The sequence below is a fragment of the Pilimelia anulata genome (assembly GCF_014647895.1).
Taxonomy (GTDB): Bacteria; Actinomycetota; Actinomycetes; order Mycobacteriales; family Micromonosporaceae; genus Pilimelia; species Pilimelia anulata.
In genome coordinates, this window is the sequence record NZ_BMQB01000002.1 from 545,784 (window position 1) to 567,656 (window position 21,873).

The 21,873-nt window shown below is 75.1% G+C and carries 21 protein-coding genes; 11 read left to right on the forward strand and 10 right to left on the reverse strand.

Annotation, left to right across the window (positions count from 1 at the left end):
• Positions 1–130: 130 nt before the first annotated feature.
• Both secA2 and IEY94_RS07175 read left to right on the forward strand, forming a co-directional pair.
• Positions 131–2,416 (forward strand): accessory Sec system translocase SecA2, encoded by a 2,286-nt coding sequence (gene secA2 / locus IEY94_RS07170; RefSeq protein WP_189169231.1) that lies wholly within the window; start codon positions 131–133, stop codon positions 2,414–2,416.
• A 218-nt stretch (positions 2,417–2,634) separates the two neighbouring features.
• The gene (locus tag IEY94_RS07175; RefSeq protein WP_189169232.1) at positions 2,635–2,892 is read left to right on the forward strand and encodes a hypothetical protein; all 258 of its coding nucleotides are present in this window, start codon (positions 2,635–2,637) and stop codon (positions 2,890–2,892) included.
• Positions 2,893–2,962: 70 nt separating this feature from the next.
• Here IEY94_RS07175 and IEY94_RS07180 read toward each other — a convergent pair whose 3' ends face one another.
• Positions 2,963–4,246 (reverse strand): citrate synthase, encoded by a 1,284-nt coding sequence (locus IEY94_RS07180; RefSeq protein WP_189169233.1) that lies wholly within the window; start codon positions 4,244–4,246, stop codon positions 2,963–2,965.
• A gap of 414 nt (positions 4,247–4,660) precedes the next feature.
• On the opposite strand from IEY94_RS07180, the gene IEY94_RS07185 reads away from it, so the two are divergent.
• The 3 genes from IEY94_RS07185 to IEY94_RS07195 all read left to right on the forward strand — a co-directional run bounded on the left by IEY94_RS07185 (position 4,661) and on the right by IEY94_RS07195 (position 6,748).
• Positions 4,661–5,158: a protealysin inhibitor emfourin gene (locus IEY94_RS07185; RefSeq protein WP_189169234.1), complete on the forward strand. Its 498-nt coding sequence runs from the start codon at positions 4,661–4,663 to the stop codon at positions 5,156–5,158.
• Positions 5,159–5,310: 152 nt separating this feature from the next.
• A complete protein-coding gene (locus IEY94_RS07190) occupies positions 5,311–5,814 on the forward strand; it encodes a CAP domain-containing protein (RefSeq protein ID WP_189169235.1) in 504 nt (167 codons plus the stop codon).
• Between the two features lie 127 nt (positions 5,815–5,941).
• Positions 5,942–6,748, forward strand: a complete 807-nt coding sequence (locus IEY94_RS07195; protein WP_189169236.1) for a mechanosensitive ion channel family protein — start codon at positions 5,942–5,944, stop codon at positions 6,746–6,748.
• 55 nt (positions 6,749–6,803) lie between these two features.
• Here the strand turns inward: IEY94_RS07195 and IEY94_RS24150 are convergent, their stop codons facing one another.
• The 3 genes from IEY94_RS24150 to IEY94_RS07210 all read right to left on the reverse strand — a co-directional run bounded on the left by IEY94_RS24150 (position 6,804) and on the right by IEY94_RS07210 (position 8,865).
• Positions 6,804–7,238 (reverse strand): DUF6401 family natural product biosynthesis protein, encoded by a 435-nt coding sequence (locus tag IEY94_RS24150; RefSeq protein WP_306341594.1) that lies wholly within the window; start codon positions 7,236–7,238, stop codon positions 6,804–6,806.
• On the reverse strand, positions 7,238–7,477 hold the full coding sequence (locus tag IEY94_RS07205; protein WP_189169237.1) for a hypothetical protein: 240 nt from the start codon (positions 7,475–7,477) through the stop codon (positions 7,238–7,240). Before IEY94_RS07205 ends, IEY94_RS24150 begins: the two co-directional genes overlap by 1 nt.
• A gap of 146 nt (positions 7,478–7,623) precedes the next feature.
• Positions 7,624–8,865, reverse strand: coding sequence for a hypothetical protein (locus IEY94_RS07210; protein WP_189169238.1), 1,242 nt, complete (start codon positions 8,863–8,865; stop codon positions 7,624–7,626).
• Positions 8,866–9,043: 178 nt separating this feature from the next.
• Between IEY94_RS07210 and IEY94_RS07215 the strand changes: the two genes are divergently transcribed.
• The gene (locus IEY94_RS07215) at positions 9,044–10,261 is read left to right on the forward strand and encodes a glycosyltransferase (RefSeq protein ID WP_189169239.1); all 1,218 of its coding nucleotides are present in this window, start codon (positions 9,044–9,046) and stop codon (positions 10,259–10,261) included.
• Between the two features lie 58 nt (positions 10,262–10,319).
• Here the strand turns inward: IEY94_RS07215 and IEY94_RS07220 are convergent, their stop codons facing one another.
• Positions 10,320–10,823: a hypothetical protein gene (locus IEY94_RS07220; protein ID WP_189169240.1), complete on the reverse strand. Its 504-nt coding sequence runs from the start codon at positions 10,821–10,823 to the stop codon at positions 10,320–10,322.
• Between the two features lie 66 nt (positions 10,824–10,889).
• Entirely contained in the window at positions 10,890–11,204 is a 315-nt protein-coding gene (locus IEY94_RS07225) for a GNAT family N-acetyltransferase (protein WP_189169241.1), read from the reverse strand.
• A gap of 24 nt (positions 11,205–11,228) precedes the next feature.
• On the opposite strand from IEY94_RS07225, the gene IEY94_RS07230 reads away from it, so the two are divergent.
• Complete coding sequence (locus tag IEY94_RS07230; RefSeq protein WP_189169242.1) at positions 11,229–11,564, forward strand: LSm family protein; 336 nt, start codon at positions 11,229–11,231, stop codon at positions 11,562–11,564.
• A gap of 6 nt (positions 11,565–11,570) precedes the next feature.
• Here the strand turns inward: IEY94_RS07230 and IEY94_RS07235 are convergent, their stop codons facing one another.
• Positions 11,571–12,542 carry an aldo/keto reductase gene (locus tag IEY94_RS07235; RefSeq protein ID WP_189169243.1) on the reverse strand — a complete coding sequence of 324 codons (972 nt, stop codon included), beginning with the start codon at positions 12,540–12,542 and terminating at the stop codon, positions 11,571–11,573.
• 100 nt (positions 12,543–12,642) lie between these two features.
• On the opposite strand from IEY94_RS07235, the gene IEY94_RS07240 reads away from it, so the two are divergent.
• Positions 12,643–13,446, forward strand: coding sequence for a methyltransferase domain-containing protein (locus tag IEY94_RS07240; protein WP_189169244.1), 804 nt, complete (start codon positions 12,643–12,645; stop codon positions 13,444–13,446).
• Positions 13,443–14,462, forward strand: coding sequence for an adenosine deaminase (locus IEY94_RS07245; protein WP_189169245.1), 1,020 nt, complete (start codon positions 13,443–13,445; stop codon positions 14,460–14,462). Before IEY94_RS07240 ends, IEY94_RS07245 begins: the two co-directional genes overlap by 4 nt.
• Positions 14,463–14,778: 316 nt before the next feature.
• Here IEY94_RS07245 and IEY94_RS07250 read toward each other — a convergent pair whose 3' ends face one another.
• From IEY94_RS07250 to IEY94_RS07260, 3 genes are all read right to left on the reverse strand, one after another.
• Positions 14,779–16,608, reverse strand: a complete 1,830-nt coding sequence (locus IEY94_RS07250) for an RICIN domain-containing protein (protein ID WP_189169246.1) — start codon at positions 16,606–16,608, stop codon at positions 14,779–14,781.
• A 246-nt stretch (positions 16,609–16,854) separates the two neighbouring features.
• A complete protein-coding gene (locus tag IEY94_RS07255; protein ID WP_189169247.1) occupies positions 16,855–18,264 on the reverse strand; it encodes a sensor histidine kinase in 1,410 nt (469 codons plus the stop codon).
• Between the two features lie 20 nt (positions 18,265–18,284).
• On the reverse strand, positions 18,285–18,971 hold the full coding sequence (locus IEY94_RS07260) for a response regulator transcription factor (RefSeq protein ID WP_189169248.1): 687 nt from the start codon (positions 18,969–18,971) through the stop codon (positions 18,285–18,287).
• Between the two features lie 288 nt (positions 18,972–19,259).
• Here IEY94_RS07260 and thrS point away from each other — a divergent pair, with 288 nt between their 5' ends.
• Both thrS and IEY94_RS07270 read left to right on the forward strand, forming a co-directional pair.
• Positions 19,260–21,335 carry a threonine--tRNA ligase gene (gene thrS, locus IEY94_RS07265; protein WP_229783390.1) on the forward strand — a complete coding sequence of 692 codons (2,076 nt, stop codon included), beginning with the start codon at positions 19,260–19,262 and terminating at the stop codon, positions 21,333–21,335.
• Positions 21,332–21,868 (forward strand): HIT family protein, encoded by a 537-nt coding sequence (locus tag IEY94_RS07270; RefSeq protein ID WP_189169250.1) that lies wholly within the window; start codon positions 21,332–21,334, stop codon positions 21,866–21,868. The genes thrS and IEY94_RS07270 overlap by 4 nt, the downstream gene beginning before the upstream one ends.
• Positions 21,869–21,873 lie beyond the last annotated feature (5 nt).

Below are 21,873 nucleotides of genomic sequence, written 5' to 3' on the forward strand. Positions count from 1 at the left end.
CGGCTGCACCGAGTGTCCGTCATGACGGCTTCGTGATCATCCGGCAGCTTCCTCCGGGTCAGCTTCGGCCGCGGGTGAAGCTAGACTGCTCCACGTCAGCGGGTCGCCGGCGTAGGAATAGGTATTTCTGATGGGTGTGTCGCAACTGATCCGAAGCAAGGTCCGGCGGATGCTCCAGCGCCCCGGCACCACGGTGGAGCTCTCGCCGATGCGCGAGCACCTGCCGGCGATCGAGGCCCTCGAGGCCGAGCTGGGCGAGCTGGACGACGCCGCGCTGACCGAGCGCGCCGGTGCCGCCCTCGACCTGGTGGAGATCTGCGCCGTCGGGCGCGAGGCCGCGCAGCGGGCCATCGGCGAGCGGCCGTACGACGTGCAGCTCCTCGGCGCCATGGCGCTGCTCGGCGGCCGGGTCGCCGAGATGGCCACCGGCGAGGGCAAGACGCTGACGGCGGCCATCGCGGCGTTCGGGCACGTCCGCAAGGGCAACGGCCCGGTGCACATCCTGACCGTCAACGACTACCTCGCCCGCCGCGACGCGGAGTGGATGAAGTCGATCTACGACCTGCTCGGCCTCACCGTCGGCTGGGTCACCGAGGCGTGCACCCCCGACGAGCGCCGGACCGCGTACGCCGCCGACGTCACCTACGTCTCGGTCTCCGAGGCCGGCTTCGACTTCCTCCGCGACCAGCTCGTCACCGACGTGGCCGACCGGGTCCAGACCGAGCGGCGGACCGCGATCGTGGACGAGGCCGACTCGATCCTCATCGACGAGGCCCGGGTGCCGCTGATCCTCGCCGGCGCCGTCCAGGACGACCAGGACCCGGTGCACTCCGCCGCCGAGCTGGTCCGGGGCCTGCGCCGCGGCCTGCACTTCACCGTCGCCGACGATGGCCGCAGCGTCGCCCTGACCGACAAGGGCCTCGCCGCGCTGGAGGAGGAGATGGGCGGCGTCGACCTGTACGACGACACGCACGTCGCCGAGCTGACCGCGATCAACCTGGCCCTGCACGCCCGTGCCCTGCTCAAGCGCGACGTCGACTACCTGGTCCGGGACGGCCGGGTCGAGCTGATCGACGAGTTCCGCGGCCGGGTCGCCCAGCGCCGCCGCTGGCCGGACGGCCTGCAGGCCGCCGTCGAGGCCAAGGAGGGCCTGGCCGCCACCGCCGAGGGCGAGGTGCTGGGCACGATCACCGTGCAGGCGTTCGTGGCGCTGTACGAGCACCTGTGCGGCATGACCGCGACCGCCGTGCTCGTCGGCGACCAGCTCCGCGAGTTCTTCAAGCTGGAGGTCGCGGTCGTCGAGCCCAACACGCCGAACATCCGCGAGGACCAGCCCGACCGCCTCTACGCCACCCGGGCCGAGAAGGACGAGTACCTGGTCGCCGAGATCACCGAGCAGCACGCGACCGGCCGGCCGGTGCTCATCGGCACGCTCGACGTGAAGGAGTCGGAGCGGCTGGCCAAGGCGCTCGCCGACGCCGGCATCGACTGCGTGGTGCTGAACGCGAAGAACGACGCCGAGGAGGCGGCGATCATCGCCGAGGCCGGCAAGTACGGCGCGGTCACGGTCTCCACCCAGATGGCCGGGCGCGGCGTCGACATCCGGCTGGGCGGCAGCGACGCCGCCGACCGGGACCGGGTCGCCGAGCTGGGCGGCCTGTTCGTCATCGGCGGCGGCCGCAACGACAGCCGGCGCATCGACGACCAGCTCCGCGGCCGGGCCGGGCGGCAGGGCGACCCCGGCGGCTCGGTGTTCTTCGTGAGCCTCGAGGACGAGCTGATCGTCAAGCACGCCGCGGACGTCATCCCGCCGTCGCCGGAGATGCAGTCCGACGGCCTGGTCACCGACGAGCGGGCGATCTACGCCGTGGAGCACGCCCAGCGCGTCGCCGAGGGTGTCAACTTCGAGATCCACCGCAACACCTGGCGGTACAGCGTCGTGGTCGAGCAGCAGCGCCGGGCCCTGGCCGAGCGGCGCGAGCGGCTGCTGACCAGCGAGGTCGCGGCGGTCATGCTGACCGAGAAGTTCCCGGAGAAGGTCGCCGACATCGACCCCGAGGTGCTGTCGGCGGCGGGCCGGTCGATCGCCCTGTACCACCTGGACCGGCTGTGGACCGAGCACCTGGCCGAGCTGACCGAGATCCGCGAGGGCGTGCACCTGCGGGCGCTGGGCCGGCTGGACCCGCTGGACGAGTTCCACCGGTCGGCGGTCCCGGCGTTCACCAAGCTCGTCCCCGAGGTCGAGGAGCGGACCACGGCGACCTTCGCCGACCTGGACCTCTCCGACGGCTGGGAGCCGGACCAGGCCGAGCTGGTGCGGCCGAGCGCGACCTGGACGTACCTGGTGCACGACAACCCGTTCGGCTCCGAGCTGGACCGGCTGATCTCCGCCGTCGCCCGCCGGCTCGGCCGCTGACGCCCGCACGGCACCGCGCCGGCCGGGCGCGACCCGCGGTTCACGCGCGGGTCGCGCCCGGTCGCCGTCGGGGTCCCGGCGGCCGGCGGTTGAACGCGCGTCCGTCGGGTCGCTGCTGTCGGCCATTCGGTCGGCCGCGGTGCAGTCGGGTTGCGACGGCGTTGCACCGGCCCGCGGAGGGTTTACCGATGGGCATCGGTTTTCTTACCGTCACAGGTATGAATGATCAGGCCAACCGAGTGGCCGAGATCCGCTTCGAGTCCGGGGTGGGTTCGGCTGTGCAGCGGCACCTCGCGGTACGGATCGAGCGCGTCGTGGGCATGATGCTGCCCTCGCACGCGGGTCAATCCGTGGAGCAGATCACGGCGGACATGCAGGTCAAGCTGCGTGGCCTGGGCGTGAACATCTCCGCGCGCCAACTGGAGGGCTACGCCCGGGTGATCTCCAACCTCCCCCCGATCGCCACCGCCTCCTGACCGCCGCCGGATGCGGGTCCGCCCGCCGTCGTGGTGACCGGCGGGCGGGGACGCGTGGTGCGGCGGTGGGTCAGCGCTTCTCCAGCGGGAGGAACTCCCGCTCCGCGGCGCCGGTGTAGATCTGGCGCGGACGGCCGATCTTGGTGGCCGGGTCGCTGATCATCTCGCGCCACTGGGCGATCCAGCCGGGCAGCCGGCCCAGGGCGAACAGCACCGTGAACATCTGCGCCGGGAAGCCCATCGCCTTGTAGATGAGGCCGGTGTAGAAGTCGACGTTCGGGTACAGCTTGCGGCTGACGAAGAAGTCGTCGGCGAGCGCGACCTCCTCCAGCCGCATGGCGATGTCCAGCAGCGGGTCGTTGCCGCTGGTCCGGCCGAGGACCTCCTGCGCCGCCTGCTTGATGATCGTCGCCCGCGGGTCGTAGTTCTTGTACACCCGGTGGCCGAAGCCCATCAGCCGGATGCCGTCCTCCTTGTTCTTGACCCGGTCGACGAACGCGTCGACGCTGTCGCCGCTCTCGTGGATCTTGTGCAGCATCTCCAGGACGGCCTGGTTGGCACCGCCGTGCAGCGGCCCGAACAGCGCGTTCACCCCGGCCGAGACCGAGGCGAACAGGTTGGCGTGCGAGGAGCCGACCAGCCGGACGGTGGAGGTCGAACAGTTCTGCTCGTGGTCGGCGTGCAGGATCAGGAGCATGTCCAGCGCCTTGGCGAAGACCGGGTCGATCTCGTACTCGGCCGCCGGCACGCCGAAGGTCATCCGGAGGAAGTTCTCCACGTACCCGAGGCGGTTGTCCGGGTACAGCAGCGGCTGGCCGATCGACTGCTTGTGCGCGTACGCGGCGATCGTCGGCACCTTGGCCAGCAGCCGGACGGTCGACATCTCGACCTGCTCGGGGTCGAACGGGTCGAGGCTGTCCTGGTAGAAGGTGGACAGCGCGCTGACCGCCGAGGAGAGCACGGCCATCGGGTGCGCGTCGCGCGGGAAGCCGTCGAAGAAGCGGCGCATCTCCTCGTGCAGCAGCGTGTGCACGCGGATGCGGTTGGTGAACTCGTCGAGCTGCGTCTGGTTCGGCAGCTCGCCGTAGATCAGCAGGTACGAGACCTCGAGGAAGCTGGCCTCGGCGGCGAGCTGGTCGATCGGGTACCCGCGGTAGCGCAGGATGCCGGCGTCGCCGTCGATGTACGTGATCGCCGAGGTGCACGACGCCGTGTTCACGAAGCCCTGGTCCAGGGTGACGTGCCCGGTCGCCGAGAGCAGCTTGCCGATCTCCAGGCCGGGCGGGCCCTCGACCGCCGGCCGGACCTCCAGCGGCAGTTGCCCGCCCGGGTGCTCAAGCGTGAAATTGGTCATTACGCTCCCCGCCGTCCGTTCTTGGTCTCTGAAGGGCCTGTGCTCACCGTAACCACGGCCGGTGGGGTCCCGACGTGGAGACGCCCGGAAGCGCCCCGGCTCGGCTGCTCCCGGCGTCCGCTCAAGGTCGCGGCGAGCGTACGTTACACCGCCGGGTTTCCGCCGGACAGACCAATGGTGCCCGCATGGGGTGCTGATGTGACGGTCGCCACGATTGGCGGCATCGGGGCGGCCGGGGCGGGGCGGCGCCGCCGGGGTTCGGTGACACGCACGTGGCGGAGGGTAACTGCGATCGGGGGCGAACCGCGCGCCGCCGCCGTGCGTCTATCGGTGGAGGTGACTAGGTTCGGGTACGGCATGCGGTGGCGGGCGGTGCGCCCGGCCGCGGCGATCCGGCGAGTGGAAGGCAGGACGATGCGAGTGCTCAGCGCGGCGTTGACCGCGATGGTCGGGCTGGCGATGCTGGCGGGCTGCGACGACAACGGGGGTACGGCCGGCGGCCGGCCCACCGAGACGCCCGGCACGACCGCCCCGACGTCCCCCGGCTCCCCGAGCGCGCCGCTGCCCACGGGCGAGCGGCTGATCGAGTACCAGCGCACCGGCGGGCTCGCCGGGGTGGACGACCGGTTCACGGTGCTGGACAGCGGCCGGTACCAGCTCGCGGTCCGCAACAGCCCCACCCGCACGGGCGAGCTGAAGCCCGAGGAGGTGGCCGAGCTGCGCCGGGTGATCAAGACGGCCCGGCTCGGCGCCCACAGCCAGCCCAGCGCCACGGGCGGGGTGGCCGACGGCTTCCACTACACGCTGACGGTCGGCGGGCGCAGCCTGCGGGTGACCGACGGCAGCATCCCCGAGGACGTGGAGCCGGTGGTCTCGGCCCTGACGGCACTGGTGAGCCAGTACAGCCAGTAACGACCGGCCGGCCGGGCCGCCGGTAACCCCCCTGCTACCGAGGGCCACCATGCCGGCACTCGGGCACCTCAGCGGATCGCCGATGGGAATGGCGCCACCGCCGCAGCGGACTTCACCGCAGCGGCTCGCCAGCTCTCAAGGGGGAACCGCGGGTGACCGCTCTTCGCCGCATCATCGTGCCCGTCCTGCTCGCCATCGTCGGCGCCGGTCTGCTGACCGCGCCCGCTTCGCCCGCCGCCGCGGTCACCGTCGCCGCCGCCCGGGCCGCGAAGGCCAAGACCGAGCGGGCGAGCGCGCTGCGTTACCTGAACGCGTACCGGGTCCGCAGCGGCTGCCGCCCCGTCCGGGCGCTGAACACGCTGAACCTGGCCGCGCAGCGGCACGCGGCGGACATGGCGACCCGCGGCTACTTCAACCACGTGAGCCCCCGCACCGGCACGTTCGTCCAGCGGGCCCGCCGGGCCGGCTACCGCGCCCCGATGAGCGAGAACATCGCCTGGGGCCAGCCGAACGGCCGCTCGGCCTTCCTGGCCTGGCGCAACAGCCCGCCGCACCGCCGCAACATGGTCAACTGCGCGGCCCGGTCGGTCGGCACCGGCATGGCGTACTCGCGCACCGGCACCCCGTACTGGGTGCAGGTCTTCGGCCGGGTCTGACCCCCGGCGCACCAGCCACCGAGCGCGGCCACCGTATTCACGGTGGCCGCGCTTGTTGTTACGGGACGTGTGAATGTCCACACCGCGGGTAACTCTGGCGCCAGAGGCCGAGGTGAAGGAGGTTCACATGGGTGACATCAGCGCCGCCATGACCGATATGTGGCGTTCAGTGGCGAACATCGCCCCGAAGGCCATCATGTTCGTGGTCATCCTGGCGGCCGGCTGGATCGTGGCGAGCGTGCTCCGCCGCCTGCTCGACGCCGGGCTGGAGCGGATCGGCTTCGACCGGCTGGTCGCGCGCGGCGCGATCGGGCGGGCGATGCAGCGGAGCCGGTACGACGCCAGCGACGTCCTCGCCCGGCTCGCCTACTACACCGTGCTGCTGTTCACCCTCCAGCTCGCGTTCGGCGTCTTCGGCGCCAATCCGGTCAGCGCGCTCATCAACGACGTCGTGGCCTGGCTGCCGCGGGCGTTCGTGGCGATCGTCATCGTGCTGGTCGCCGGGGCGATCGCCAGCGGCGCCGGCGACCTGATCCAGGGCTCGCTCGGCGGGCTCTCCTCGGGCCGGCTGCTCGGCGGCATCGCCCGGGTGGCGATCCTGGCCATGGGCGTCATCGCCGCGCTGAACCAGGTCGGCATCGCCGTCACGGTCACCAACTCCGTCATGATCGCCGCCCTGGCGACGATCTCCGGCATCGCCATCGTGGGCATCGGCGGCGGGCTGATCAAGCCGATGTCCCAGCGCTGGGACGGCTGGCTCCAGCGGGCCGAGGACGAGTCGCGGGCGATGATGGAGCAGGGCCGCGGGTACCGCAGCGCCCGGGACGACCTGGACCGGCGCCTGGCGGACCGCTCCGGGGCCACCGCGGCCGCGCCGGCGGCCGCCGGCGACGGGGCCGGCGTGATCCACGAGAGCGGCAGCGCCGGCCGCTGACACGCGACGAGGGCGGGACCCCGGTGGGGGTCCCGCCCTCGTGCTGCGTCGTGGCTCAGGCCAGCGCGGTGTGCAGCGCGCACACGGCCAGCAGCCGGGTGCAGACCCAGTCGGCCCGGGTCCAGTCCACCGGCCCCTCCGGCACCCGCCAGCCGTGGCCGGCGGCGGACTCGCGCAGGCCGCGGGCGTAGCCGGCCAGGGCGGAGGCGGTCAGCGGCACGGTGTCGCCGGCCAGGCTGTCCCGGACGGCGGCGGCGTGCTGGTCGATCGCGGCACCGAGGCCGGGCGCGATCTCGGCCGCGGCGAGGCCGCGGTGGCCGATGGTGTCCATGAGGTCGGTGAGGGCGGTGCGCGCCGTGCGCGTGGCGGCCCGGCCGCCGAACACCCCGAGCAGCCCGCTGACCAGCCGGGACACGCCGCTGGCGCGCTCGGCCGCCGCGTCCGGCTGCGGCTCGGCCGGGCGGGTCGCCTCGTCGCCGTGGGCCGACATCAGGACGTCTCCTTCGCGGTACGGGCGGCCTCGTCGGCGGCCATCCGCCGGGCGGCGCGCCCGGCCTCGTCGTCGGCCAGCAGGACGACGGCGAGCAGGCCCGCGACGCAGATGCTGAGCAGCCACGAGGCGTCCGGCAGCAGGCGCGCGACGACGGGGGCGTGCAGCGACAGCAGCACGAAGCCCACCCACGCCCAGCGGCGCTGGCGGGTGCTCAGGAAGCGTGCGTCAGTTGGCATGCCCAGTAGTCTGGCGGCCCCGGGGGTGTCCGCCCCGTGCCGAACGGGTGCGGCTGGGTAGCGGCCGCCGCCCGCCGCACCGGGCCGGTCCGGGCGGGATGGACCGGTCCGGGCGGGATGGACCGGTCCGGGCGGGACGGATCGGGTCAGGCCGGGACGGCCGCCAGGTCGGCGGTGTGCCAGGTGTACTGCCGGCCCGGCTCGCCGAGCGCCCACCACAGCATCGTGCCCTGCGACTCCACCACCGCCGCCCCGCGGGCCACCTCGATGACCTGCTTGGTCTTGATGTCGTACAGCCGCAGCGTGATCGTCCCGGTCATCGGGTCCTCGGGGATGCTGAACGGCTCGAACCGCCCGGCGACGGCCACGTCGTTCATCACCGTGCCGACCGGGCCGGCCATCCGCTCCCGCCCGGTGCCGTCCGGGCGCATGACGTCGACCCGGCTGAGCCCGTTCGGCCCGGACACGCCCACCCGGCACCAGGCCGGCGTGCACTTGATCGACTCGGTGGGGGTGGTGCTGACCGTGCGCTCGGTGCGCTTCTTGCTGTCGTAGATCCTCGCCGGTACCGAGATCGCCGACTCGGCCGACGTCAGGTACGGCCAGGTGGACAGCGACAGCAGCGTCGGCACCTTCTGCCGGGTCACCTTCCCGCCGCCGAGCGGGACCGAGCGCAGCTCGGCCGGGATGTACTTGATGTTGCCGCCGGTCAGCCAGTGCACCTTGCCCTCGGCGACCACCAGGTCGTACGCGCTCTTGCGGAACGTCGCGTTCCCGGTGTCCGTGGTGATCACGCTCGGCTTGCCCGTGGCCAGGTCGATCCGCCAGATCGTCGTGACGAACGAGCCCTTCTCGCTGTACGACTCGGCGAACACGACCGTACCGGGGTCGGCGACGGTGAAGCCGTTGAAGATCGGGTCGATCGCGGCGGGGATGCGGCGGACCTCGGTGGCGGCGCCGTCGGCCCGGCGCAGCATGATCCGGTGCGTCTCGCCGTCCGGGGTGCGGGCCATGCCGACGGCGAGGTCGGCGTTCACGAACAGCCGCGGGGTGAACGTGGCGTTGTCGTCGAGGTTGCCGGCGAACGGCGCCGAGACCCGCACGCCCGGCCACGCCTTCGCGATCGGGATCGACCCGTCCGCCGGGCCGGCCGGCGCCGGCGGTGCCGCCTTGTCGGTGGGGTGCAGCAGCAGGACACCCGCGGCGAGCACCGCCGCGGCGACCCCGCCGGCCCCGACCAGCGTGCGGGCGGGCAGGGCCCGCAGCCGCGCCAGGGGGCCGCCGGGGGCGGTCTGCGGGGCGTCGCCGGTACGGCCGGGGCGGCGCGATCGGGCGGTGCGCTGCCGGGGGATCCGGTCGGTGGTCTCGGACGGTCGCTGCTGTGCCACGTCGGCACTCTAGTGGACCGCAACGTATTCCGACACATCTATATGGCCTCGTCCCGGGGCCCGGCCCGGCCGGCGCGACCGCCCCGATGGCCGACGCGGGCGGGCGCCCGGTGCCGTACCCGGGCGACGCGGATGGGCGGTTCATGTTTATTTCCGGCCGCCCGGGGCAGTCGGGGGAGTGCCGTGCATCGCGATCGTCAGCAGCAACATCAGCGCCGGGGACGTGCTCGACCCGCGGCCCGGCCGGCGCGCGGGCGACGCGGCGCGGCTGCGTGAGCTGGGCACCGCGCTGGCGGGATTGCAGCACGACGTGCGGCTCTACGCCGTCCGCGACGACCCGGCGCTGCCGGAGGGCCGGCGGCTCGGCGGCGGGCTGGCCTTCCGCACCGTCGAGACCGGTGACGGCGCCGCGCCGGAGGCCGGCGCGGCGGGCTGGCTGGCGACCCACTGGGCGCTGGGGGACTGGGCGCCGGACGTCGTGCACGCCCTCGGCTGGCGGGCGGGCCGGGCCAGCATCAGCGCCGCCCGGGACCGCGGCGCCGCGGTGATCCAGGCGTTCGGCGGCGCCGTCGCCGCCGACGCGGAGCGGGCCCGGATCAGCCGGGCGCTCGGCCGGCTCGCCGACCGGGTCGTCGTCGGCAGCGGCGCCGAGCTGGAGACGCTGGTCCGCTGGGGTGTGCCGCGTGGCCGGATCAGCCACGTGCCGCCCGGCGTGGACCCCGTCCGGTTCCATCCGTCCGGGCCGGTCGCGCCGCGCAGCGTCGACGTCCCGCGGCTGCTGGTGGTCGGCCGGCCGGCGCCGCAGCACGGGCACGCCGACCTGGCCGCCGCGCTGCGGCTGGTGCCGGGCGCGGAGTGCGTGGCGCTGGGCGCCGAGGCCGACGACGCCGCCTGGCTGGCCGGGGTCGCCGCGGCGGCGGGCGTCGCGGACCGGTTCGTCGCCGTACCGCCGGTGCCGCCGGCCGACCTGCCGGCCTGGTACCGCTCCGCCGACGTCGTCGTCTGCCCCGCCCGCACCCCGACCCGGCACGCGCCGGTGCTGGAGGCGATGGCCTCGGGCGTGCCGATCGTGGCGACCGCAGTGGGCGGGCTCGTCGACGCGGTGGTGGACGGGCTGACCGGCGACCTGGTCGCGGCGGGCTCGCCGCGGGCGCTGGGCGCGGCGATCCGCCGGATGCTGCGCGACGACGTGCGCCGCATGTCGTACGCCACCGCCGCGCTGGACCGGGCCCGGCACTGCTACTCGTGGACCCGCTGCGCCACCCAGCTCGCGGGCGTCTACACCGCCGCCCTGCCCGCCGCCGCGGCGCCGGACGACCGGATCCCGGCGGCGCCGGACGCCGACCGGGCCGCCGCGGCGCTGCCGGAACCCGACCGCGCCCCGGTGGACGCCTGACGACACCGGCGCGGCCGGCCGGACCGAGAGCCCGACCGGGACACGCGGACCGGCTGGGTCAGTCGGCGCAGACCGCCGCCAGCTCGTCCCGGAACCGCCGCTCGGCGTCGGTCACCCGCTCGCCGCCGACGCCCAGCACGCCGCCGCTGCGGACCGCGCCGATCACCGCGTCCGCTACCGAGACCAGCCAGTGCGTGTACGCCCCGCGCTCGCCCTCGTCCACCCGGTCGGCCAGCAGCGCGCGGGCGACCCGGGCCCGGTCGATGGTGTCCCTGGCGGCCAGCTCCGGGTCCGGCGGCGTGATCGTCAGCGGGTCCTCGCCCGCCTCCGGGTCGCCGACCCGGCCGAGCAGGGCGACGGCGATCGCCGTGACCAGCGGGCTCGGTGACTCGCGCCCGGCCGAGATCACCTCGTGGCCGGCGGCGCTCTCCGCGCGCGAGCGGCGGGCGCTGTCGGGCTCGATCGCCGCGGCGGCGGTCACCACCGCCTCCGGCAGGCCGACGAGCAGGCTCCACTCCCCGTCGGAGAAGCCCCACTGATCGCGTGCACCGTTGTCCGTCATGCCCTCCACCCTCGCACGGGCCCGCTCGGGCCGCCCGGCGGGCGGGGGCGGACCACCCGACCGGCGTCAGTCGCCGGCGGGGCCGCTCCACTGTGCCCGGTCGCCCGCGACCAGGTCGGCGTACCGCGGCTCCAGGCGCAGCACGTGGTCGACGAAGGGGCAGACCGGCACGATCCGCCGGCCGCTGTCCCGGACGGCGTCCAGCGCCCGGGTCACCAGCACCGTGGCGATGCCGCCGCCCCGGCGCGCGGGGTCCACGCCGGTGTGGGTGAGGGCCAGCACGTCGCCGCGGACCTGATAGTCCAGCACCCCGACCCGCTCGGCGCCGTCGTGCGCGACGAAGCGCTGCCGGTCCGGCTCCTCGGTGACCGTAATGTCCATGACAGTGCACGTTACTCTGGCCGCATGAATTCCCGTACCGGCAGGCGGCGTCCCGCCCTCGTCCTGGCCGCCCTGGCCCTGTCCGTCGGCGCGCTCGCCGGCTGCGGCGGCAACAACTCCGACACGAGCTGCGACCTGAACTCGTGCACGGTCACCTTCAACGGGGTGAACGCGAGCGCCAGCATCCTCGGCGTCGAGGCGCGGGTGGTCAGCGTGCAGGGCGACCAGGTGACCATCCAGGTCGCCGGCCAGCAGGCCAACCTCAGGGTCGGCCAGCAGGCGGTGGACGTCGGCGGCTTCCAGGCCACGCTGCAGAGCGCCGACGCCGACCGCATCGTGGTCCGGATCGCCCGCCCCTGACCCGGCTCACCAGCGGTGGTGGACCTGCGGCCGGACCAGCTCGTCGTACACCTCGGCGATCCGCGCCTGCGCGTCGATGTGCAGCGGCCGCAGGTCGGCCGCGGCGGCGTTGGCGCGCGCCTGCGCGGGTGTCCGGGCGCCGGGGATGACGGCGGTGACGCCCGGCTGGTCGACGATCCAGCGCAGCGCGAACTGCGCCATCGCCACCCCCGGCGGGACGACCGACTCCAGCGCCCGCACCGCGGCCAGGCCGATGTGGTAGTCGAGGCCGGCGAACGTCTCGCCGTCGACGTCCTCCCGGCGCCCCGCGCACCGGTGGTCGTCGGCGGCGAACGGGGTGTCCTCCCGGTACGCCCCGCACAGCAGCCCGCTGGCCAGCGGCACCCGGGCGAGCACCGCCACGCCGGCCTCCTGCGCCGCGGGCAGCACGCACTCGATCGCCTTGGGGCGCAGCGGGTTCAGCACCACCTCGATGCTGGCCACGCCGGGCCGGGCGATGGCCGACAGGCCCTCGGCGCAGCTCCGCACGCTGACGCCGTACCCGCTGATCCGCTTCTCGTCGATGAGGATGTCGAGCGCGTCGAACACCTCGTCGGACAGGTACACCTCCGGCGGCGGGCAGTGCAGGTGCACGAGGTCGAGCACCTCGACGCCGAGGTTGGCCCGGGAGCGGTCGGTCCAGGCCCGGAAGCTGTCCAGGTGGTACGCCGACAGCGGCTCGCCGCCGCCCATCTTGGTGGCGATGACCACGTTGGCGAGCGGGTGGTCCGCGAGGTACCGGCCGATCAGCCGCTCGCAGTGCCCCGCGCCGTACGTGTCGGCGGTGTCGATCAGCGTGACGCCGGCGTCGACGGCCGCGGTGATCGTGGCGACGGCCCGGTCGTCGTCGACCGGCCCCCAGTCGCCACCGTGCTGCGAGGTGCCGATGCCGATCACGCTGACGTCGGTGGCCATCCGGGGTATCGCGCGCTTCTCCACGCCCGCAGCGTAACGGCTACAGGTTGCAGCGCGACGATAACTCTGGGTGACCATCGCGAGGAAGTAATGTAAGACGTACGTACGGTTTCAGGAGCCGCCCATGTGGGACCCCACGCTCTACCTCCAGTTCGCCGACCAGCGCTCGCGCCCGTTCGCCGAACTCCTCGCCCGGCTGCCGCTCACCGACCCCCGGCGGATCGTCGACCTCGGCGCCGGCCCCGGCCACCTCACCGCCGAGCTGGCCCGCCGCTGGCCCGGTGCCGCGGTCAGCGGCGTCGACGCCGACCCCGCGATGGTCGCCCGGGCCCGGGCCGACCACCCCGGCCTGGCCTTCGACCCCGGCGACGTGCGCACCTGGGAACCGCCCGCCGACCTCGACCTGCTCGTCTGCCACGCCGTCCTCCAGTGGGTGCCCGGCCACGAGGAGCTGCTCGCCCGCTGGGCCCGCACGCTGCCGGCCGGCTGCTGGCTCGCCGTCCAGGTGCCCGGCAGCCACGACGCCCCCGCGCACGTCGCGGTGCGCGCGGTCGCCGCGCTGCCGCGCTGGCGGGAGCGGCTCGCCGCCGTCGCCGTCCGCCGCCCGGTCGCCGACCCGCTGGCGTACGCCCGGCTGCTGCACGCCGCCGGCGCCGCCGCCGACGCGTGGGAGACGACGTACGTGCACGTCCTGCCCGCCCCGGCCGACGCGCCGCACCCGGTGCTGACCTGGTTGGAGGGCACCGGCCTGCGCCCGGTCCGGGCCGCGCTCACCGACGACGCGGACTGGGCGGCGTACCGGGCCGCGCTCGGCGAGCGGCTGGCCGCCGCGTACCCGGTCGAGGGCGGCGTGGTCCACTATCCGTTCCGCCGCGTCTTCATCGCCGCTCGCGTCGGCGGCGCCGCCACAGTGGAGGAGACCCCGTGACCGACCTCGCCGCGTTCATCGCCGGGCTGCCCAAGGCCGAGCTGCACGTCCACCACGTCGGCTCGGCCTCGCCCCGGATCGTCGCCGAGCTGGCCGCCCGGCACGAGGGCAGCACCCGGGTACCGGCCGACCCGGCGCTGCTCGCCGACTACTTCGCGTTCCGCGACTTCGCCCACTTCGTCCAGGTGTACCTGAGCGTCGTCGACCTGATCCGCGACGCCGAGGACGTGCGCACCCTCACCTACGAGGTCGCCCGCGACCTCGCCGCGCAGCGGGTCCGGTACGCCGAACTCACCCTCACCCCCTTCTCGCACGCGCACCGGGGCATCCCGGCGGCCGAGTACTGCGCCGCCGTCGAGGACGCCCGCCGGGCCGCCGAGGCCGAGCTGGGGCTGGTCCTGCGCTGGTGCTTCGACATCCCGGGCGGGCTCGAGGCGGAGGCGCCGCAGGCGACCCTGGACATCGCGCTGGACCACCGGCCGGACGGGCTGATCAGCTTCGGGCTGGGCGGGCCGGAGGTGCCGCGGCCGCAGTTCGCGCCGTACTTCGACCGGGCCCGGGCCGAGGGGCTGCGCTCGGTACCGCACGCGGGCGAGACGAGCGGCCCGCAGTCCATCCGGGACGCCCTGGACCACCTGGGCGCCGAGCGGATCGGGCACGGGATCGACTGCGTGAAGGACGAGGAGCTGCTGGCGATCCTGCGGGATCGGCAGATCCCGTTGGAGGTCTGCCCGACGTCCAACGTGCGGACCCGGGCGGTGCCGGAGCTGGCGGCGCACCCGCTGCCGCGGATGGTCGAGGCGGGGCTGTTCGTCACGATCAACTCCGACGACCCGCCGATGTTCGGTACGACGCTGAACCGGGAGTACGGGATCGCGGCCGACCTGCTCGGGCTCGACGCGGCGGGGGTGACGGCGCTGGCGGGGAACGCGGTTCGCGCCTCGTTCCTGCCGGAGCCGGCGAAGCGTCTGCTGCTCGCCGAGCAGGCGGCTCACCTGGCGGCGCTCACGTCCTGAGGGACGGCGCTGCCGCGGCTGCTGTGGGCGCGGCGTGGGCGCGAGGGTGGGGTGGGCGCGGGAGGGGGCGGGTGCCCCGACAGGGGCGGTCAGGCTTGATCCCCTGCCGGGCACCCGCCCCCTCCCGCTTCACGCCGTGGCGCGCGTGCGGGTGGTCGGGCGTAGGGCTCTCGACCGGGAACTTGCGGTGCCGGCGATGTGCTGGCGCTGACGGGCGTGGTTGCAGCGTCGGGGTCCGCGCGTTGTCCAGCCGGTGGTCCGGGTGCTCCGGGTGGGGTGGCTCGGTGTCCGGGCTCGGGTGCTGAGGGGGCGGTGGTCAGGCGGGGGGTGTGGGGAGCCAGCGTTGGCTGCGGAAGTCGCGGTCTTCCTGGAGGGTCAGGAGGCGGGCGTCGCCGAAGCGGGCGCTGGCGATGCCCAGCACCAGGGGGGCCGCCGCCGACGTGACCGCCACGCCCGAGGGGGTGCGGCGCAGGCGCCACTGCTGGGCGCGCTCGCCGGCGCAGGGCGCGGTGACCAGGACCGCCCCCGCGACGGCGCCACCGCGGGGGGTCAGGCACCGGCCGTCGGCGGCGACGAGCTGGACGGCCGTGCCGGCGGCGGGGCGCAGTTTCCAGGTCTGGGCAGCCAGGGTCTCGGCTCCGCCGAGCAGGACCGGGCCGCCCGGGCGGCCGGCGGCCAGTTCGGCCGCGCCGCCGGTCAGCGCGTCGACCAGGCCGGTGGCGCCGGTCGCCGGCGGGGCGGGGGCCGGCGGGACGCGCAGGGCCAGCGGGTCGGTGTGCGGGCGCAGGGTGCTGCCGCGCTCGGGAACCCAGACGCGGACGTCGTACTCGCGGTCGGCGCGCAGGCCGACCAGGCGGACCGCGGTGGCGGTCGTCGCGGCGATGGCCTTGCCGTCCACCAGGACCGTGTAGCGCACGCCGCGCGGGCCGGCGGGCCAGCTCAGGGTCGTGCCGGTGGGGCCGGTGTCGGCGGCGCGCACCGCGCGGCCCAGCGACGCCGTGGGGGTGGCGGTCGGCTCCGGCGCCGGGGTCCGCGGGCGGGCCGCCGCGCCCGCGGAGCCGGTGGGGGCCGGGCCCGGCGGCGGGGACGGCAGGGTCGGGGCGGGGGTCGGGCGCGGCGTGCTCGCCGGGCCCGCCGGTATCGGGGCGGCGCCGGCGGCGGCGTCGCGGACGACGAACGCGCTGCCGGCCACGTCGCCGGCCGCGCCCGTCGCGGTCAGGACGGCGGTGAGCTGGCGGGCCGCGACCGGGGCGCCCCAGCAGCCGGCGTCCACCCGGCCGTACGCCGGGCCGCGCTTGTCCGCGTCCGCCGCGGCGGTGGCGATGCTGCAGTACGTGTGCGCGTCGGCGAACAGCAGGTACTTGCGGTCGGTGCGGTCGTAGCCGGCGGCGCGCAGCGCGGCCACGGTCCGGGTGAACGTGCGCAGGGCGCCGGCCGGCAGCGCGACCTCGCGCACGTCCAGCCGGCAGTCGCCGGTGGTCACGAAGCGGACCGGGCCGCTGTCGGCGGCCTCCCGGACCCGGCTCTGCGCGGCCAGCCCCCACGCCCGGAACGACTCCCGGTACCGGGCGAACCGGCTGCTGCCCTCGTACGCGTACAGCACCTGCACCCGGCGGCCGGCGCGCCCGTCGTCGCGGCAGGCCAGCCCGTCGCGCAGGCCGAACGCGCCATCACTGGCCAGGCCCGGCGCGGCGTCGTCGGGGGCGAGCGCGCCGACCTCGGCGAGCAGCTCGCGGGCCCGCGGCGGGGGCGCGTCGTCGCGGGCCGGCAGGGCCGGCACCGGCGCGGCCGGGCGGATCGGCGGGACCGTCCCGGCGGGGTCGACGCCCGGCGGCGCGGGGTCGGGGCCGGCGGTGCACGTCCGGCGGTCGGTGACCTCGTAGCCGCCGACGCACGGGGCGCGCTCGCCGGCCGGGGTCAGCTCGCGGTACACCAGGCCCAGTCGGGGGTTGTCCGGCGGCGCGGCGCCGACCGGCCGCGGCGGCGCGGTCCGCACGCCGAGCAGGTCGGGGGCGACGGCGAGGGTGACGGCGAAGCCCAGGACGGTGCCGATGACCACCAGCCGGCCGTGGTGCCGGCGGCGGCGGGCCCGCCGGACCGGGCGGCGGGGACGGACCGACGGTGGCGCCACCTGCCGAACGGGCACGACGACCGGACCTCCCCGACTCCGAAGGGTGTGCGCGCGGCGGGGCGGGTGCTGTGGGGGCTGCCTCGCCCCACCGCGCGCGGAGGCTCATTCCGGACCGGCAATCTGGGGGATGCACTGCGGGCCTGCGTCCGGAAGGAACCGGATGGGATTGAACCGAACATTAGTCAGCCCGTCCGGCGACCGGAACACTCTTAACCCTGGCCTAAGGAAATCTTGCGCCGGGCGCATGGTGGCGCGGCCGGGTCAGCCCCGCCGCTGCCGCGCCCACAGGGTGCCGCCGGGCTCGCCGGCCAGCCGCCCGACCAGGCCGAACCGGTTCGGCACCGGGGCCGCCGCCTCGGCGTCGCGGAACAGCATCACCACGCTCGCCCCGCCGAGCCGGGCCCGGTCCACACTGACCGAACCGGCCGCCGCGAGCGTCGCCCGGCGGGCGATGTCCAGGCCCAGCCCGGTCGAGCCGGTGTCGCTGGCGCCGCGGCGCAGCGCCCGGTCCGGGTCGGCGATGCCGGGGCCGCCGTCGTCCACCCGGACGGCCACGTACCCGTCCCGGCGGGACACCGCGACCTCGAACGGCGTGCCCTGCGCGGTGTACCGGAACACGTTGCCCAGCACGGCGTCCAGCGCCGCGACCAGCTCGGTCCGGGACACCCGCACCGGCGCCGGCCGCTGCGTGCCCTGCACCGCGCACGGGCGCTCCTGGTCGCCGGCGACCGCGGACCAGAACGTCATCCGGTCCCGCACCACCTCGCTGGCGTCGCAGAACTGGTCGTCCCGGCGCGGCTCGTCGGCGACCACCTGCCGGGTGGTCCGGATCAGGACGTCGATCTCCTGCTCCAGCGTCGCCACCGCCTGCCGGATCCGGCGCAGCGTGCGCCGCCGGTCGGCCTCCTCCTCGGTGCCGAGGAACAGCTCGCCGGTGTCCAGCGAGTTGCCCACCGGCTCGTCGCCGACCAGGGTGTCCGCGTCCAGCCGCAGCACGGTCAGCGGGGTGCGCAGCCGGTGCGACAGGTCGGCCACCAGCTCGCGCTCGTTGGTCCGGGACTGGGCCAGCCGGTCCGCCATCCGGTTGAACGCCCCGCACGCCTCCGCCAGCTCGCGCGGCCCGGTCGGGGCCACCCGGGCGGCCAGGTTCCCGTCGCCGATGGCCAGCGCGGCCGCGCGTAGCGCGCGGGTCGGCCGGGTCACCCGGCGGGCGAGCAGGTCGCCGGCGTACACGTACCCGCCGAGCAGCGCGAGCACGGCCAGCCCGATCAGCCAGTCCCGCGGCCCGCCCGCGGCCAGCCGGTCGGCCGGTACGAACGCCTCGACCACCGCGGTCCGCTCGCCGACCCGGACGGGCAGCAGGTGCACCGCGCCGTCGGTCACGTCCACGACCAGCGGGTCCTCGCCGCCGGCCGCCCGCTCCAACAGCTCGCCGGTGGCCCGGGCGCCCTCGACCGCCCGGTCGTCGTACCGGTGCAGCCACACGCCGTCACCGGCGCGCAGCAGCGCGTCGGTGATCGCGGCGTCCGACGTGGTGGCCCGCAGCGCCCCGGCGACCCCGGCGGCCCGCGCGCCGGCGTCGCCCAGCGCGGACGTGCGCACGCCGTGGTCGACGAGCAGCACCACCGGGACGACGGTGGCCAGCGCCGTGACCGCGCCGAGGGCCAGCATGGCCGCGGCGACGGTCAGCCTCAGGCCGGCGCCACCAACCGAAAGCCCACCCCCCGCACGGTGTGCAGGAACCGGGGCTTGGCCGCGGACTCGCCCAGTTTCCGGCGGAGCCAGTACAGGTGGACGTCGATCGTCTGGTCCTCGCCGAGTGACGGCTGGCGCCATACTTCCTCCAGCAACTCCCGCCGCGACACCACCTGGCCGGGGCGGGCGGCCAGGTACGCGAGCAGGTCGAACTCCTTGCGGGTGAGTTGAAGCGGCTCCCCGTCGAGCGCGGCCAGCCGCTGGCCGACGTCCACGTGCAGCGGCCCGATGCGGTGGCTGGTGGGGGACTGCCGGGTGGTCCGCCCGGCGCGGCGCAGGACGGACGTGATCCGCGCCTCCAGGTGCGCCGCCGTGAACGGCTTGACCATGTAGTCGTCGGCGCCGGCCCGCAGCAGCCGCACGATGGCCTGCTCGTCGTCGCGGGCGGTGGCGATGATGATCGGTACGTCGGTGACCCCGCGCAGCATCCGCAGCGCGTCGGAGCCGTCCAGGTCGGGCAGGCCCAGGTCGAGGACGACCAGGTCCGGCGCCCCGCCCGCGACGCGCCGCAGCGCCTCCAGCGCGGTGCCGACGGCGTGCACGGCGTGGCCGCGGTCGGTCAACGACCGCTGCATCGCGCCGCGCACGACGTGATCGTCCTCGACGAGAAGTAGCGAGGCCATGCAAGCACCGTAGTGCCTCGACGGCCCCGTGCAGACCCCCCGATGAGCCGGAACCCGGGACCCGCTCGTGGTGAATGGGTGCGAATGTGTCGATCTTCGGTCGGCCGGGCGGCGCGCCTCGCCGATCCGCCCGGCCGGGGTGCGGCCCGGATCGCCCCGACCCGCCCGGCGCCGGTACTCGTGCGACCGCGGCCGGGGCGGCCGATAGCATCGGGGGGCGGTGCACGCCCTCGTGCGCCGGCCGCGCCGGCGGACCGGCCGGCGTCCGTCGCACACCGAGGAGTCGTCGTGTCCCCAGCCGCGCAGCCGACCGTACCGCCCGCCGACGCACCCGTCGTCGTGCCGGCCGGTACGACCGGCGCCGACGCGGTCGCCGCGGCGGGCCTGCCCCTGCACGGCGCCCGCGCCGTCGTGGTCGTCCGGGACACCGACGGCACCCTGCGCGACCTCGACTGGACCCCGGAGGCCGACGCCACCGTCACCCCGGTCCGGATCGACGAGCCGGCCGGGCTGGACGTGCTGCGCCACTCCACCGCGCACGTGCTCGCCCAGGCCGTGCAGGACCTGTTCGGCGAGGCCCGGCTGGGCATCGGCCCGCCGATCCGGGACGGCTTCTACTACGACTTCGACGTGCCCACCCCGTTCACCCCCGAGGACCTGCGCCGGCTGGAGAAGCGGATGCAGGAGATCATCAAGGCGGGGCAGCGGTTCCGCCGGCGCCGGTTCGACTCGCTGGAGGCGGCCCGGGCCGAGCTGGCGGACGAGCCGTACAAGCTCGAACTGGTCGACCTCAAGGGCGACGTCGACGACGCCGAGGTGATGGAGGTCGGCGGCGGCGAGCTGACCATCTACGACAACCTGGACGCCAAGTCCGGCGAGCGCTGCTGGGGCGACCTGTGCCGCGGCCCGCACCTGCCGTCGACCAAGCTGATCGGGGCGTTCGCGCTGACCCGCAGCGCCGCCGCCTACTGGCGGGGGAGCGAGAAGAACCCGCAGCTCCAGCGCGTGTACGGCACCGCCTGGCCGACCCGGGACGCGCTCAAGGCGTACCAGCAGCTCCTCGCCGAGGCCGCCCGGCGCGACCACCGCAAGCTGGGCAGCGACCTCGACCTGTTCTCCTTCCCCGACGAGATCGGCTCCGGCCTGCCGGTGTTCCACCCCAAGGGCGGGGTGATCCGGCGGGAGCTGGAGAACTACTCGCGGGAGGCGCACGAGCGCGCCGGGTACTCGTTCGTCAACACCCCGCACGTCACCAAGGGCAGCCTGTTCGAGGCGTCCGGCCACCTCCAGTGGTACGCCGACGGCATGTACCCGCCCATGGAGGTCGAGGGCGCCGAGTACTACCTCAAGCCGATGAACTGCCCGTTCCACAGCCTGATCTTCCGGTCCCGCGGGCGGTCGTACCGGGAGCTGCCGCTGCGGCTGTTCGAGTTCGGCACCGTGTACCGGTACGAGAAGTCCGGGGTCGTGCACGGCCTCACCCGGGTGCGCGGGCTGACCATGGACGACGCCCACCTGTACTGCACCCCCGAGCAGCTCCGCGACGAGCTGGCCGGCACCCTGCGCTTCATCCTCGACCTGCTGGCCGCGTACGGCCTGGACGACTTCTACCTCGAACTGTCCACCAAGGACCCGGAGAAGTACGTCGGCGACGACGCCCAGTGGGAGATCGCCACCGACACGCTGCGCGAGGTCGCCGAGGCGTCCGGCCTGGAGCTGGTCCCCGACCCGGGCGGCGCGGCGTTCTACGGGCCGAAGATCTCCGTCCAGGCCCGCGACGCGATCGGCCGGACCTGGCAGATGTCGACCGTCCAGCTCGACTTCAACACCCCCGAGCGGCTGGACCTGGAGTACCAGGCCGCCGACGGCACCCGGCAGCGGCCGATCATGATCCACCGGGCGCTGTTCGGCTCCATCGAGCGGTTCTTCGGCATCCTCACCGAGCACTACGCCGGCGCCTTCCCGGCCTGGCTGGCGCCGGTGCAGGTGGTGGGCATCCCGATCCGGGACGACCACGCGCCGTACCTGGCCGAGTTCGCCGCCCGCCTGCGCGAGCAGGGCATCCGGGCCGAGGTGGACACCGGCGACGACCGGATGCAGAAGAAGATCCGGACCGCCCAGCAGCAGAAGATCCCGTTCATGGCGATCGCGGGCGAGGAGGACGTCGCCGCCGGGACCGTGTCGTTCCGGTACCGGGACGGCTCCCAGCGCAACGGCGTCCCGCTCGACGACGCGGTCGCCCACGTCGTCGAGGTGGTCCGCTCCCGGGTCAACACCGGCCCGGCGGCCCCAGCCGATCCCGTACCGGCCGAGCCCGAACCGGCCGGGTCCGCCGCCGGGGCGAGCGGCGCCGGTGTGGCATGACCACCGGTGAGCCCGACGGCCTGGACCGGCTCTGGACGCCGCACCGGATGGCGTACCTGAAGGGGCAGAACCGCCCGGCCGACGCCGGCGAGGGGCCCGGCTGCCCGTTCTGCCGCGCGCCGGACGAGGCCAAGGACGAGTCGCTGGTGATCGCCCGCGGCGCGCACGTGTTCGCGGTGCTGAACCTGTACCCGTACAACCCCGGCCACCTGCTCGTCTGCCCGTACCGGCACGTCGCCGACTACACCGACCTGACCGACCCGGAGACCGACGAGCTGTCCCGGTTCACGGCGACCGCGATGCGGGTGGTGCGGTCGGTCAGCCGGGCGCACGGGTTCAACCTGGGGATGAACCAGGGGAGCGTGGCGGGGGCGGGGATCGCCGCGCACCTGCACCAGCACGTGGTGCCGCGGTGGGGCGGGGATGCCAACTTCATGCCGATCGTGGGCCGGACGAAGGTGCTGCCGCAGCTCCTCACCGACACCCGCGACCTGCTCGCCGCCGCCTGGCCCCCCGGCCCCGGCCCGGCCTGAGCCGC